Here is a 14,517-nt window from a genome sequence, read left to right on the forward strand (position 1 = left end):
AGTCAAGCCATCCCCCCCGCCGCCCCGCCATATTGCTGGCCGCTTTCCGCGGCACGTCCGTCTTCCAGCAATACCTCGCTGAACAGGGCTTGCAGTGCCTCGAAGCGTACCGGCCGGGCGATGACGCCGCTGATGCCGGCGTCGCGGCAGCGTTGGCGATCATTGCCCCCACCGCTATCGAGCACCGCCAGCAGTTTCCATTGGGCATTGCTCGCCATTTGCTGCAAGCGCCGGGCCTGTTCCAGCAGGGGCTCCAGCGCGCCGTTACCGTCCAGCAACAACGCGGCTGCAGGGTGGGCGGCCAAGGTTTCGAGCGCCGCAGCCTCGCCTTCTACCGTGCGCACCTCATAACCTAGCCGGAGCAACATGCCACGCGTGAACAGTTGATCTACCCGCTCACTTTCGATCATCACCACCAGGCAATCGCCGGGCCGCCGAACCACTCCATCGGTATCCACAGCGCGGGGGCGCACTGGTTGGGCGGCGGGCGGTGCGTCCACGCCCAAGCTGAGGGTCAATTCAAAGCAGCTGCCTTCACCCGGTGTAGATTGGTGGCTCAGGCTTCCACCTACCAGCGTTGCCAGTTGCCGACAGATTGCCAGGCCAATCCCGAGCCCGCCGTGCTCACGGGTCATCGAGCCATCTACCTGATAAAACTGCTGATACAACGCATCGCTGTCCAGGCTGAAGCCGATGCCGGTGTCGATCACCCGAAACACCACGCGCACTTCGCTGTAATGCTGTTCCACGGCTTCTACCATCAAGGTAACGCCGCCTTCACGGGTGAACTTGATGGCGTTGTCCAGTAGACGGGCCAGGCACAGCGCCATTTTCTTCAAGTCGCCTTGCAGTACACCAGGCACGCCGGGTACCACTTCGGTACGCAGCGCCAGGCCTTTTTCGTTCGCTTGCGCCACAAATTGCATGTGCAAACTGTCGAGTAACACCTGCAAGCGGAAGGGTTCCACCCGCGGCGCCAGCCGGCCGGCTTGCAGCTCGGTAAGTATCAGAATGTCGTCGACCATGCGCATCATGTCGCGGGCCGAGCGGGTGGCGGTTTGCTGATATGAACTGAGCTCGCCGTTCATCGGCACGGTCTGCATCAGCTCCAGGGACCCGATCACTCCGTTCATTGGCGTGCGCAGTTCATGGGTAACCGTAGCCAGGAACTCGTCCTTCAGGCGATTGCTCTGGGACAGGCGCTGGTTCAATGCCTCGAGTTTATGGCCAGCATCCAGCAACACCTGCGCCTGCTGCTCGCGCATCACGTTGATGCGATCGGCCAAGGCGAGCGACAGCAACGCTACTTCCAACGCTGAGCCCAACTGGCTAGCGTACATGGTGAGAAACACGTTAGGCAGCAGCCCGAGCACCATCAAGGTGTTGACGATGCCGCCCACCAAAAACGCCGACCAGGCGATCATGAAATAACGCGCCTGCCGCTGCCCCTTGAACCAGGCGATGATCCCCGCGCTGAAGATCACCACCGTGAACACCAGCGCCAGCCCGGTAGCCAGGCGCAAGGCCAGCCCATAGCTCGCCATCAGGGAGATTGCCATCACCCCAACCCCTGCGCCCATCAACAGCTTGAGCAGCCAATCCAGCCAGCGTGCGTGGCCCGCCGTGCGGAGGAAGTGCCGGGAAAACTGGCAGCCAAAGAAGGCCGCAGCACCGATCAGGAAAGGGGTGGCTGCGTTGGCCCACCAAGGGTTGTTCGGCCAGAAGAACTGGATGCCCGCGCCGTTCACCGACACCTGGTACAGCCCGAACGAGGCGATATAAAGGATGTAGTAGAGGTAGCTGGTATCGCGAACGCTCAGATAAATGAAGAGGTTGTAGACCAGCATCACCAGCAACACGCCGTAGATCAGGCCGAATACGTAGAGCCGTTCGGGTTGGGCCTCCAGAAAGGCTTCGGCAGACCACAGCGACAATGGCACCTGCACCGACCCCTCGCTCTGTACCCGAACCAGGGCCGTGCGTGCTTCGCCGGGTTTGAGCGGCACGTTGAACACATAGTTGTTCTGACGGATGGGACGGCTGTCCCAGGGAAGTTCATCGCCGGTTTTCGCCTCCAGGTGCCAGCTGCCGCGGCCATCCTGAAGGTAAAGATCAACGTGGTCCATCGGCGGATACGCAAGCTCCAGCAGCCACGTTCGCGCACCGCTGTCATCCTGGCGTGGCAAATAACGCAACGGGATTTTCAGCCAGAAGGCCGAGCTGGAATAGCCGGCGTTCAACACCTGGGTGGTGTTAGGCGTGAAGGGCTGGGACAACACCTGCTCAAGGGTTGCGGTGCCGGTTTTATCTTCGAAGTACGACAGCTCCCGGCCCAGCGGCAGGTTGCGGGTGGTGTCGTCAAAGTCGACGGCGGTCGCAAGCGATGGCAACCAGCACAGCATCAGAAAGAGAATGTAGCGCATACAGCCCCAGTTCAGGCACCTGCAGCATCGGGAAGCCTCCCCAGTTCCCTTTGAGTCGACGTGCTGGCAACCTGTTATCAATTTTGCCGCATCCTACCATAGCCTTCGGCGTCTGCATCCTGCTTGCTACAAATGCCGACGACCGCTCTGTGATGCACCGCCGCTGCCCGGGAACAGGGGCTCAGAGGCTTCAAAACGGGTACGCCCCCCGCGAGCCGCACGGCGGGTTTGGTGGTAAGCTCGCGCACCATGAATACCTATACCTCTCGCCCTGTTGTTCTATGCCTCTCGGGCCATGACCCGAGTGGTGGTGCCGGCCTGCAGGCCGATATCGAAGCCCTGCTTGCGCAAGGTTGTCACGCCGCGCCCGCGGTAACGGCCCTTACGGTGCAGAACACCGTGGACGTCATCGACTTCCGCGTGCTCGACCGCGCCTGGGTGCTGGCCCAGGCGCAGGCGGTCATGGCCGATTCGCCTATCGCCGCAATCAAGCTAGGCATGCTCGGCTCGCTGGAAATGGTCGATACCGTCGCCGAGCTGATCCTCGCCAACCCGGGCGTTGCGGTGGTGTGCGATCCCGTGCTGCGCGCGGGCGGGGGTGGGCGGTTGGGCAAGGATGAAGTGGGCTATGCCATCCGCGAGCGGATCTTGCCGCTGGCCACTATCACCACGCCTAACCTTCCCGAGGCTCGCATCCTGGCCGAGCTGCCGGACGGCAGCGCCGAGGCCTGTGCCGAACGGCTGCTCCAGCACTGCGCCCATGTGTTGATCACGGGCGGCCACGGTGACGAACAGGAAATTCATAACCGGCTGTACGGCCGTAACGGCCTGCGAGACACCCGCACTTGCCAGCGCCTGCCTGGCAGCTACCATGGGTCTGGGTGCACCCTGGCCAGCGCCTTGGCCGGCCGCCTGGCGCTGGGCGAAACCCTGCCCAGCGCGGTGCGTTCAGCGCTCGACTACACCTGGCGCACACTGCGTGACGCAGAACGCCTGGGCCAGGGGCAATACGTCCCCCGGCGGCTGCCGCTCGACTTCTGTTCCTGATGATCCGCGACGCCAGGCGCAGGACGCTCCTCGACGCCCCAAGAGGTTTGACATGAAACTACGCGGCCTTTACGCCATCACCGACCACAAGTTGCTCAGTGGCCATTTTCTCGATTACGTGAAAGCGGCCCTGGATGGCGGCGTAACGCTGCTGCAGTATCGAGACAAACGCCAGGAAGATGCCCGGCGCCTGCGCGAAGCCGAAACGCTCAAGCGCCTCTGCGAAGGCTACAAGACCCAACTCATCATCAACGACGACGCCGAGCTGGCCGCCCGCCTTGGTGTTGGGGTTCATCTGGGGCAGACCGACGGCCCGCTGCCTCCGGCACGCAGCCTGCTTGGCCGCAACGCGATAATCGGCGCCACCTGCCACGCCAACCTCGAGCTGGCCCGTGAAGCCGCCACCAATGGCGCAAGCTATGTTGCCTTCGGCCGCTTTTTCAACTCCTCCACCAAACCGGAAGCGCCGCCGGCCAGCCTCGACCTGCTGGCCGATGCCCGGCGCCAGCTCAAGCTGCCGATCTGCGTCATCGGCGGCATTACGCTGGATAACGCGCCCCTGCTGCTTGAACGCGGCGCCGACCTGCTGGCGGTCGTGCATTCGCTGTTCGCTGCAGATACCGCAAATGAAGTCACCCGCCGCGCCCGCGCTTTCAATGCGCTGTTCGGCGCCTGAACCGATCGAGAGAATTGCCCCATGTCCCGCTCTGAAAACCTGTTCGCCGCCGCCCAGAAACACATCCCCGGCGGCGTGAATTCACCCGTCCGCGCGTTCAAGAGCGTTGGCGGTACGCCCCTGTTCTTCAAGCATGCGGCCGGCGCGTATGTGACCGACGAAGACGACAAACGCTATGTGGACTACGTAGGCTCGTGGGGCCCGATGATCCTGGGGCACAGCCACCCCGACGTGCTTCAGGCCGTGCGGGACCAGCTCGAGCATGGCCTTTCCTACGGCGCGCCCACCGAGATGGAAACGCACATGGCCGAGCTGGTGTGCTCGCTGGTGCCCTCCATGGAAATGGTGCGGATGGTCAGCTCCGGCACCGAAGCCACCATGAGCGCCATTCGCCTTGCCCGAGGCTTCACCGGGCGTGACAGCATCATCAAGTTCGAAGGCTGCTACCACGGCCACTCCGATAGCCTGTTGGTAAAGGCCGGCAGCGGCGCGCTCACCCTGGGCGTGCCAAGTTCACCGGGTGTGCCGGCTGCGTTTGCGCGCCACACACTTACCCTGCCCTTCAACGACCTGGACGAAGTTGAAAAAACCCTCGCCGAGTCGGGGTCGGAAGTCGCCTGCATCATCGTTGAGCCCGTGGCCGGGAACATGAACTGCGTGCCGCCAGCGCCGGGCTTCCTGGAAGGCTTGCGCACGCTGTGTGACCGCCATGGCGTGGTGCTGATCTTCGACGAAGTGATGACCGGCTTCCGCGTGGCGCTCGGTGGTGCCCAGGCGTACTACGGGGTCACGCCAGACCTCTCCACCTTCGGCAAGATCATCGGCGGCGGCATGCCCGTGGGCTGTTTCGGCGGCAAGCGCGAGATCATGTCCCACATTGCGCCGCTGGGCCCGGTGTACCAGGCCGGTACGCTCTCAGGTAATCCGCTGGCCATGGCTGCGGGGCTGACCACCCTCAAGCTGATCAGCCGCCCGGGGTTCCATGATGAACTGACGGCCTACACCAGTGCGATGCTGGACGGCCTGCAGCAGCGCGCCGATGCGGCACAGATCCCCTTCGTAACGACCCAGGCGGGTGGCATGTTCGGGCTCTATTTCAGCGGTGCCGACGATATCGTCACGTTCCAGGACGTGATGGCCAGCGACGCGGAACGATTCAAGCGGTTCTTCCATCTCATGCTTGACGGCGGCGTCTATCTCGCGCCTAGCGCGTTCGAAGCGGGCTTCACCTCCATTGCTCATGGCGAAGCGGAAATGAAGATCACCTTGGACGCTGCCGAGCGGGCCTTCGCCCAGCTGTAAGGGGCAATGCCGAGCCACGCGCCCTTATGGCGTGTGGCTATCACGGAAAAATCCGAGTAAAGACTTTGTAAGGTGTGACCGGCTTATTTCATAATGCGCACATTGTTATCCCGAGGGTGGCACTGCCCGCCCGCTCAGAGGTAAATCGATCCCCATGAACCGCACCGGCCGCGCCCTCGCCATGGGCTGCCTGTTGCTTCTCGGTCCGCTGCTGGCTCAAGCTGACGGCAATTCGTTGCTGGTGCCCGCCCCCAGCCGCTGCACCCTTGATACCGCTCCCGCTTCGCTCGCCCAGGCCGTTACGGCATGCCAGCAGGCGGCGGCAGGTGGTGACGCCCAGGCGCAGTACGAACTCGGCCGGTTCTATTACGACGGCAAGCAGACCGAGCGCGACCTCAATCAGGCCTTGAATTATTTCGAGCAGGCTTCGTTGCAGGGCAATGCCGACGCCCAGTATCACCTGGGGTTGATGTTTTTCCGGGGCGAAGGCGTGCCGGCTAACAACATCCAGGCGTATATCGTGCTGAAAATGGCGGCTGTAAACGGGGCCGAGGATGCATTGGACTCTGCCGACGAGGTATCGGCGAGCATGAGCCACGAAGACCTGGAGCGCGCTACCGAGGTGCTGGGGCAGATCTTCCGTAAATACCTGGTCGAGCTACAGACTGCAGACGGGCGCACCCCGTTCGCCCCGCTTCCGTAGCCTATTTTTCGGGCAGGGGAACCGGGAACGGCATCACGTTGCCGGTCATTTTTGCGTCGGAAATCTTTGCGGTACCCAACCGCTCCACTTCATCGATCCGCACGATCGAATGCACCGGTACGAAGCTGCGGGTAACGCCTTCGAACTGAGCCTTGAGCTTTTCTTCGCCCGGATCGACGATCATCTGGGTGCGTTCGCCGAACACGAACTCTTCTACCTCGAGAAAGCCCCACAGGTCACTCTGGTAAATATGCCGGGCATACATTTCGAACACCTGGCCCTGGTTAAGGAAGATCACTTTGTAAATAGGTTCTTCGCGCTTGGTCATCGTAGGCAGGAGTAACAACTGGAAAGAAAAAGGGCGCCGATCATACCACGCTGCCCCCGGCCCAATTCCACCGCTGATGCTTGCCGCGCGGCGCACACGCAACTACCGTGACCCATTGCACCCCCGGTCGAGAGCGCCACGCGTTGCGCTTTCCCCTTCCCGGCTCTGGGGTTATCCTTGAGCCCAACTTCTCAGCCGTAGAGCGGCCAAAAAACGACCTTGAACGCACCCATAGAACCCCATCGTTTCACCCTGGAGCCCTTCGAAGCTCGCCGTTTCGCCAACCTGTGTGGCCAATTCGACGAGCATTTGCGCCTGCTTGAGCAACGCCTGGATGTGGAAATCCGCAACCGGGGCAACCAGTTCGAGCTGATCGGCGACCCCGGGCATACCCATTCCGCCGAGCTTCTTCTGCGCCGCTTGTATCGGGAAACCAAGGCTACCGAGCTTTCACCGGGCCTGGTTCACCTGTTCCTGCAGGAATCTGCCGTCGAACAGTTGGACGACCCGGCCAACAACGAGGTCGCAGTTACCCTGCGTACCCGCAAGGGCATGATCCGCCCCCGCGGGCTGAATCAGCAGCGCTACGTAAAGGCCGTGCTGGCCAACGATATCAACTTCGGTATCGGCCCGGCGGGCACTGGCAAAACGTATCTGGCGGTGGCGTGCGCGGTGGATGCGCTGGAGCGCGAACAGGTGCGCCGCATTCTTCTGGTAAGGCCTGCGGTTGAAGCCGGCGAAAAGCTCGGCTTCCTGCCGGGGGACCTCGCGCAAAAGATCGACCCCTACCTGCGCCCCCTCTACGACGCCTTGTATGAAATGCTCGGCTTCGAACACGTAGCCAAGCTGATCGAGCGCCAGGTGATCGAAATCGCCCCGCTGGCCTACATGCGCGGGCGAACGCTGAACAACAGTTTCATCATCCTCGATGAAAGCCAGAACACCACCACCGAACAGATGAAGATGTTCCTGACCCGGATCGGCTTCGGCTCCACAGCGGTAATCACGGGGGACATCACCCAGGTCGACCTGCCCAAGGGCACTCGCTCGGGCCTGGCACACGTGATCGAAGTGCTCAAGGACGTCCCGGGTATCAGTTTCACCCACTTCAAACCCAAGGATGTGGTGCGCCATCCGCTGGTGCAGCGAATCGTCGAGGCCTACGAGCGGTTCGACGAGCCGAAGCCGCGGGAAACCACACCCCATGGTTGAGCTCGACCTTCAGCAGGCCACTTCAAGCCCGGTGCCCAGCGAGGCGAAATTCCGTCAATGGTGCGAACTGGCCCTACGCCAGCGCACGGCGGATTCGGAACTCACGATCCGCCTCGTTGACGAAGCGGAAGGGCAGATGCTGAACCGCACATACCGCCAGCGGGACTACGCCACCAACGTACTCTCGTTCCCGGCCGATGTGCCTGACGACATGCTGGACATCCCGTTGCTCGGTGACCTTGTCATCTGCGCCGCGGTGGTAGAGCGCGAGGCATCGGAGCAAGCCAAGGCGCCAGAGGCCCATTGGGCCCACATGGTGATCCACGGCTGCCTGCACCTGCTTGGCTACGATCACATCGACGATGAAGAGGCTGAAGAGATGGAAAGCCTGGAACGGGAGTTGCTTGCAGAACTCGGGCACCCGGATCCGTATGCTGAAACCGTCACTGCGCCCCCTACCCTTTAATCCGCTGTATCCAAGGAACACGAGTAAACAACGCCATGAGCGAAGATCGATCGAGCAACGGGCAGAGGTCCTGGCTGGAAAAAATCACCCAGGCTTTTGTCCATGAGCCCAAGAATCGCCAGGAGCTGCTAGAGCTTCTGCGCGAAGCCCACAGCAACAAGCTGCTGGACAGCGAAGCCTTGAGCATCGTTGAAGGCGCCATCCAGGTCGCCGACCTGCAAGTACGGGACATCATGGTCCCGCGCTCGCAGATGATCACCATCAAGGCCGTGCAAACGCCAAAGGACTTCCTTCCTTCGGTCATCGATGCGGCCCACTCGCGCTACCCGGTCATGGGCGAGAACCATGACGAAGTGCTCGGGGTGTTGCTGGCCAAGGACCTGTTGCCGCTTATCCTTCAGGGCAGCACCGAAGGCTTCAATATCAAGGACCTGCTGCGGCCCGCGACGTTCGTGCCCGAGTCCAAGCGCCTGAACGTGCTGCTTCGCGAGTTTCGCGCCAATCACAACCACATGGCGATCGTGATTGACGAATACGGCGGCGTGGCAGGCCTGGTGACCATCGAAGACGTGCTCGAGCAGATCGTAGGTGATATCGAAGACGAGCATGACGTTGAAGAAGACAGCTACATCAAGCCGCTGCCCAGCGGTGACTTCCTCGTCAAGGCACTGACACCGATCGAAAACTTCAACGAGTTTTTCGATAGCGAATTCTCCGATGATGAGTTCGACACCGTGGGCGGCCTGGTAATGAGTGCCTTTGGCCACCTGCCCAAGCGCAACGAAACCACCGTGATCGGTGAATATCGTTTCCGCATCCTCAACGCCGACAGCCGGCGAATCCACTTGCTGCGTATCACCCCGATCAACCGCTAAGGACCTTCATGCGCTGGATTACCCACCCCGGCTGGCCCGGTAACCTGCTGGCCGCGGTGGCCGGCAGCCTGACCACCCTGGCCTTGGCCCCGTTCGATATCTGGCCGCTGGCGGTGCTGTCGCTGGCACTGTTCTATCTGGGCCTGCGCGAGCTCAGCCCGCGCCAGGCGCTTCTACGCGGCTGGTGCTACGGGTTTGGTACCTTTGCCGCCGGCACCAGCTGGATCTACGTCAGCATTCATACCTATGGCGGGGCTTCGGCGCTGCTGGCGGGCTTGTTGATGTTCGGATTCATTGCCGGGGTAGCGCTGTTTTTTGCCCTGCCCGCCTGGCTGTGGGCGCGGCTACTGCGTCGCACCTACGCTCCATTGGCCGACTCACTGGGGTTTGCTGCGCTCTGGGTCGCCCAGGAGGCCTTCCGGGGCTGGTTCCTTACGGGTTTTCCCTGGCTATACGCGGGATACAGCCAGCTGGATGGGCCACTGGGTGGGCTGGCGCCTGTCGGCGGCTTGTGGCTGGTGTCGTTCTGCCTGGCGCTGACGGCCGCGATTCTTTGTAACCTTGTGCGCCTGCGTCAATACAAGGCCGCTCTGGTTACCGCTCTGGTGCTGCTCGTATCCCCCTGGTTGGCCGCCTACGGCCTTCAAGGCCACGCCTGGACTGCGCCGGCAGGCAAGCCGCTGAGCGTTGCCGCACTGCAAGGCAACATTGCACAAAGCCTCAAATGGGACCCTGCGCAAATCGACGATCAGCTGGCGCTTTACCGGGACCTTACGCTGAACGCGCGCCGTACCGACCTGATCATCTGGCCGGAAACGGCAGTGCCCGTTTTGCTGGACAATGCCAGGGGTTACCTGGACCGCTTGGGTGATTTTGCCAATAGCCGGCAGTCGGCGCTGATCACGGGCGTACCGATTCGCCAGGAGGTACGGCATGAACGCCGCTATTTCAATGGCATCACCGTGGTAGGCGCGGGCGAAGGGACGTACCTCAAACAGAAGCTCGTGCCATTCGGCGAATATGTTCCGCTGCAAGACCTGCTCAGAGGGCTGATTGCGTTCTTCGACCTGCCGATGTCCGACTTTGCCCGCGGCCCGGCGGATCAGCCATTGCTGCAGGCCAAGGGCTACGAGATCGCTCCGTTCATTTGCTACGAGGTGGTGTATCCCGAGTTTGCCGCAAGTATGGCTGCACGCAGTGACCTGTTGCTGACGATCAGTAATGACACCTGGTTCGGCACCTCGATCGGCCCCCTTCAGCACTTGCAGATGGCCAGGATGCGGGCATTGGAGGCCGGGAGGTGGATGATCCGGGCCACAAACAGCGGTGTCACTGCATTGATCGATCCGCAAGGCCGGATCACCGAGCGGCTGCCGTCGTTTGAACCAGGCGTGATGTATGGCGAAGTAGTGCCCATGAGTGGGCTTACCCCTTACCTTCAATGGCGTTCATGGCCGCTGATCTGCCTCTGCACGCTCATCTTCGGTTGGGCAGTGTGGCGGCGTTCGAGGGCGCGCCGGCAGGTGTTTACCGCCACACCGGCTCAATAAAACAGCTGGTAACCCAACTGGCCGATCGCCTCGTTCAATAGCTGGCCGTTCTGCCAGAATGCCTTGGCATCGGGCACCCACCCACCGAAGGGGCGCCCGGTGCTGCGGCTCAGAAAGCCTACAGGCGCGCTGACCACTTGCAGGCCGGCGCGCTCGAAGCTCCATCGCGCCCGCGCCATGTGCCAGGCCTGGGTGACTACCACTACCTTGTTGATGCCCTGGGCCTTGAGCAGCGCAGCGCTGAAAGTGGCGTTCTCCCAAGTGGTACGGCTTTGCGGCTCCAGCCAGCGTGTGCTCATGCCGAAATCCTGCTTGAGCGATCTGGCCATGATCTCGGCCTCGCTCGGTGGCTCGCCGTAATGAAGGCCGCCCGAAGTCATGAGGGGCAGGCCGCTGGCGCGGGCCAACGCTGCCGCGTAGCGCATGCGTTCAAGCGCGGTCCCGGTGGGCTGGTCTTCACCGTCCCATGCCGGGTCGCCACGCTCCCGCCCGGCGCCCAGCACTACAATCACTTCACCCTGCTGTGCTAGGTTTGCCCAGGCAGCTACCGGCAAGACGGGCGCTGTCTCAAGCACACCCGCAGCCGTTTGGGTCACCACCGGCAGGCTCATGGCGATCAGCCCCAGCACGCCTGCCGCAAAACACCCTGTTGCCAGGCGCGGCGCGCGGCGGCGCAGCAGCCAACCCAGCAGCAACAGGATGATCAGCAGGCACGGCGGGTAAAAAAGTTGTTTGAGGAAGTAACGCAAAAACATCGGGCACCGCTCGCTGGTTGGGTGCCCGAATCGTAACAGGATCTACTCGAACGTCATCGCCTGGGCGCTGCCCCGGTTGCCCCGCCGGCGCCTGTCCTTGAGCCACGCCACGTTGCTGGCCCGCTCGACGATCGGGCGGGCCGGCGCGGATTGCACGCTGGCGGCGCTTGCATGCAGATAGGCACTGAGCCAATCGAATTCAGCGCGGCTCAGGCCTTTGAGCTCGAGCTCGGCCGGCACTTCCTTGCGCAGGTGAACCGAGGTGCGCGCAGCGTCCAGCGCCAGGCCCAGGCGGTCGATCAAGCGTTCGTAAAGCTCCGGTTTAATGGCTGTGAGATGTGTTTCCACCATCCGCTCACCTCTCTGCTGACGAAACTTCTTGCCCCACACAACAGCTTAGCGTCACCCGCCCCGCCAGCTTGGCGCCGCGACCAACGGAGGCGCAGGCGCAATCAGCGTTTCACGGCCCCCCGGGGGTCATGTATGCTACGGCGTTCATCAAGACACTGGATCGTTGGCCGCTGCGCACGTCAGCTCGTCACTCACTTCCCCAGCAAAAAGTAGCCATGCACGAACACTACCAGCCTCGCGAAATCGAAGCCGCCGCCCAGGCTTTCTGGGATGCGCAAAAGTCCTTTGAAGTCAGTGAAGAGCCCGGCAAGCCGACCTACTACTGCCTGTCCATGTTCCCTTACCCCAGCGGCAAGCTACACATGGGGCATGTGCGCAACTACACCATTGGCGATGTGATCGCTCGCTATCAGCGCATGCTGGGCAAGAACGTGCTGCAGCCCATGGGCTGGGACGCCTTCGGCATGCCGGCGGAAAACGCGGCGATGAAGAACAACGTCGCGCCCGCCAAGTGGACCTACGAAAACATCGCCTACATGAAAACCCAGCTCAAAAGCCTGGGCCTGGCGATCGACTGGTCGCGCGAAGTCACTACCTGCAAGCCGGATTACTACCGCTGGGAACAGTGGCTGTTCACCCGGCTGTTCGAAAAGGGCGTGATCTACCGCCGCAACGGGACCGTGAACTGGGACCCGGTCGACCAGACCGTGCTCGCCAACGAGCAGGTCATCGACGGCCGCGGCTGGCGTTCCGGAGCTGTGATCGAGAAGCGGGAAATCCCGATGTACTACTTCAAGATCACCGCCTATGCCGAAGAGCTGCTGCAAGGCCTGGACGACCTGCCGGGCTGGCCCGAGCAGGTCAAGACCATGCAGCGCAACTGGATCGGCAAGTCCAAGGGCATGGAAGTACGCTTCCCCTATGACCAGGCCTCCATTGGCGAAACCGGCGTGCTCAAGGTGTTCACCACCCGCCCCGACACCCTGATGGGCGCGACCTATGTCGCCGTGGCCGCCGAGCACCCGCTGGCAACCCTCGCCGCACAGAACGACCCCGAACTGCAGGCCTTCATCGCTGAATGCAAGGCTGGCAGTGTCGCCGAAGCTGACGTGGCCACGCAGGAGAAAAAAGGCCGTGCCACCGCCTTGTTCGTGGAGCACCCGCTTACCGGCGAGAAACTCCCTGTATGGGTGGCCAATTACGTACTGATGCATTACGGCGACGGCGCCGTGATGGCAGTGCCGGCCCACGACGAACGCGATTTCGAATTCGCCACCAAGTACAGCCTTCCGATCAAGGCCGTGGTGCGCACCAGCGCCGGGGACACTACCCCTGCCCCCTGGCAGCCTGCCTACGGCGAACATGGTCAGTTGATCAACTCTGGCGAGTTCGACGGGCTGGATTTCGAGGGCGCGTTCGACGCGATCGAAGTGGCGCTGCTGAAAAAAGAACTTGGCCAATCCCGGGTGCAGTACCGCCTGCGCGACTGGGGCATCAGCCGCCAGCGCTACTGGGGCTGCCCGATCCCGATCATCCATTGCGACGGCTGTGGCGACGTTCCCGTCCCCGAAGACCAGTTGCCCGTGGTTCTGCCTGAAAACGTGGTACCCGACGGCGCCGGCTCGCCCTTGGCGCGCATGCCCGAGTTCTACGAGTGCACCTGCCCGCGCTGCGGCCAGGCTGCCCGTCGTGAAACCGACACCATGGATACCTTCGTGGAGTCGTCCTGGTACTTCGCACGCTATGCTTCGCCGAACTACACCGGCGGCATGGTGGACCCGGCTGCGGCCAATCATTGGTTGCCGGTCGACCAGTACATCGGCGGCATCGAGCACGCCATCCTGCACCTGCTGTACGCGCGCTTCTTCCACAAGCTGATGCGCGACGAGGGCCTGGTCACCTCGGACGAGCCCTTCAAGAACCTGCTTACCCAGGGCATGGTGATCGCTGAAACCTACTTCCGCACCGAAGCCAACGGCGGCAAAACCTGGTTCAACCCGGCAGATGTGGACCTCGAGCGTGATGCCAAGGCCAAGGTCATCAGCGCGACACTGCGCAGCGACGGCCTGCCGGTGGAAATCGGTGGCACCGAGAAGATGTCCAAGTCCAAGAACAACGGCGTCGATCCTCAGTCGATGATCGACCAGTTCGGCGCGGATACCTGCCGCCTGTTCATGATGTTCGCCTCGCCGCCTGACATGAGCGCCGAATGGTCCGATGCGGGCGTGGAAGGCGCCAACCGCTTCCTGCGCCGCGTATGGCGGCTGGCTCAGGCACATGTGGCGCAAGGCTTGCCAGGGCCGCTGGACACCGCCGGGCTCAACGATGGTCAGAAAATCGTGCGTCGGGCCATTCACCTGGCTATCCGCCAGGCCAGCCAGGATGTAGGCCAGCACCACAAGTTCAACACGGCCATTGCCCAGGTAATGACGCTGATGAACGTGCTCGAGAAAGCCCCTCAGGCCGATGCGCAGGATCGCGCGCTGCTCCAGGAAGGGCTCGAAGCCGTGGTTCTGCTGCTCGCGCCGATCACACCCCACCTTTCGCATGACCTGTGGCATCACCTGGGCCATGCGCAAGCCGTGATCGACGCCGCCTGGCCTGCCCACGACGAAGACGCACTGGTGCAGGACACCCTCACCCTGGTGATTCAGGTGAACGGCAAGCTGCGTGGCCAGATCGACATGCCGGCAGGTGCAAGCCGCGAAGAGATCGAGGCCGCCGCGCGCAGCAACGAGAATGTACTGCGCTTTACCGAAGGCCAGACCATTCGCAAGGTCATTGTGGTGCCAGGCAAGCTGGTCAATATCGTCGCCAACTGATCCCCGG

The 14,517-nt window shown here is 62.3% G+C and carries 13 protein-coding genes; 9 read left to right on the top strand and 4 right to left on the bottom strand.

What is annotated here, in order from left to right:
• Nucleotides 1-2: 2 nt before the first annotated feature.
• Nucleotides 3-2,423 carry a 7TM diverse intracellular signaling domain-containing protein gene (locus AC3Z8Y_RS21065; protein ID WP_490087433.1) on the bottom strand — a complete coding sequence of 807 codons (2,421 nt, stop codon included), beginning with the start codon at nt 2,421-2,423 and terminating at the stop codon, nt 3-5.
• A 249-nt stretch (nt 2,424-2,672) separates the two neighbouring features.
• Between AC3Z8Y_RS21065 and AC3Z8Y_RS21070 the strand changes: the two genes are divergently transcribed.
• From AC3Z8Y_RS21070 to AC3Z8Y_RS21085, 4 genes are all read left to right on the top strand, one after another.
• Nucleotides 2,673-3,470, top strand: coding sequence for a bifunctional hydroxymethylpyrimidine kinase/phosphomethylpyrimidine kinase (locus AC3Z8Y_RS21070; RefSeq protein ID WP_490087434.1), 798 nt, complete (start codon nt 2,673-2,675; stop codon nt 3,468-3,470).
• 52 nt (nt 3,471-3,522) lie between these two features.
• Nucleotides 3,523-4,146, top strand: a complete 624-nt coding sequence (gene thiE, locus AC3Z8Y_RS21075; protein ID WP_490087435.1) for a thiamine phosphate synthase — start codon at nt 3,523-3,525, stop codon at nt 4,144-4,146.
• Nucleotides 4,147-4,167: 21 nt separating this feature from the next.
• Nucleotides 4,168-5,448 carry a glutamate-1-semialdehyde 2,1-aminomutase gene (gene hemL / locus AC3Z8Y_RS21080; RefSeq protein ID WP_181117409.1) on the top strand — a complete coding sequence of 427 codons (1,281 nt, stop codon included), beginning with the start codon at nt 4,168-4,170 and terminating at the stop codon, nt 5,446-5,448.
• A gap of 154 nt (nt 5,449-5,602) precedes the next feature.
• Entirely contained in the window at nt 5,603-6,151 is a 549-nt protein-coding gene (locus tag AC3Z8Y_RS21085) for a tetratricopeptide repeat protein (protein WP_490087436.1), read from the top strand.
• 1 nt (nt 6,152) lies between these two features.
• Here AC3Z8Y_RS21085 and AC3Z8Y_RS21090 read toward each other — a convergent pair whose 3' ends face one another.
• On the bottom strand, nt 6,153-6,479 hold the full coding sequence (locus tag AC3Z8Y_RS21090) for a DUF1820 family protein (protein WP_181117411.1): 327 nt from the start codon (nt 6,477-6,479) through the stop codon (nt 6,153-6,155).
• A 219-nt stretch (nt 6,480-6,698) separates the two neighbouring features.
• Here AC3Z8Y_RS21090 and AC3Z8Y_RS21095 point away from each other — a divergent pair, with 219 nt between their 5' ends.
• From AC3Z8Y_RS21095 to lnt, 4 genes are read left to right on the top strand one after another with little or no spacing between them, the layout of a single operon-like run.
• Nucleotides 6,699-7,691: a PhoH family protein gene (locus tag AC3Z8Y_RS21095; protein WP_490087437.1), complete on the top strand. Its 993-nt coding sequence runs from the start codon at nt 6,699-6,701 to the stop codon at nt 7,689-7,691.
• Entirely contained in the window at nt 7,684-8,157 is a 474-nt protein-coding gene (gene ybeY, locus AC3Z8Y_RS21100) for an rRNA maturation RNase YbeY (protein WP_490087438.1), read from the top strand. The genes AC3Z8Y_RS21095 and ybeY overlap by 8 nt, the downstream gene beginning before the upstream one ends.
• 35 nt (nt 8,158-8,192) lie before the next feature.
• Nucleotides 8,193-9,032: a CorC family transporter gene (locus tag AC3Z8Y_RS21105; RefSeq protein WP_181117414.1), complete on the top strand. Its 840-nt coding sequence runs from the start codon at nt 8,193-8,195 to the stop codon at nt 9,030-9,032.
• Nucleotides 9,033-9,040: 8 nt separating this feature from the next.
• Nucleotides 9,041-10,582, top strand: coding sequence for an apolipoprotein N-acyltransferase (lnt, locus tag AC3Z8Y_RS21110; RefSeq protein ID WP_490087439.1), 1,542 nt, complete (start codon nt 9,041-9,043; stop codon nt 10,580-10,582).
• On the opposite strand, the gene AC3Z8Y_RS21115 is transcribed toward lnt, so the two are convergent.
• Entirely contained in the window at nt 10,576-11,337 is a 762-nt protein-coding gene (locus AC3Z8Y_RS21115; protein WP_490087440.1) for a YdcF family protein, read from the bottom strand. The two genes, lnt and AC3Z8Y_RS21115, sit on opposite strands and share 7 nt — an antisense overlap.
• A 42-nt stretch (nt 11,338-11,379) precedes the next feature.
• The gene (locus AC3Z8Y_RS21120) at nt 11,380-11,688 is read right to left on the bottom strand and encodes a hypothetical protein (protein ID WP_181117417.1); all 309 of its coding nucleotides are present in this window, start codon (nt 11,686-11,688) and stop codon (nt 11,380-11,382) included.
• Between the two features lie 215 nt (nt 11,689-11,903).
• On the opposite strand from AC3Z8Y_RS21120, the gene leuS reads away from it, so the two are divergent.
• On the top strand, nt 11,904-14,510 hold the full coding sequence (gene leuS, locus AC3Z8Y_RS21125) for a leucine--tRNA ligase (RefSeq protein ID WP_490087441.1): 2,607 nt from the start codon (nt 11,904-11,906) through the stop codon (nt 14,508-14,510).
• The last annotated feature ends 7 nt before the right edge of the window (nt 14,511-14,517 follow it).

This window comes from Pseudomonas sp. 3MAES_34.3B (assembly GCF_058145875.1).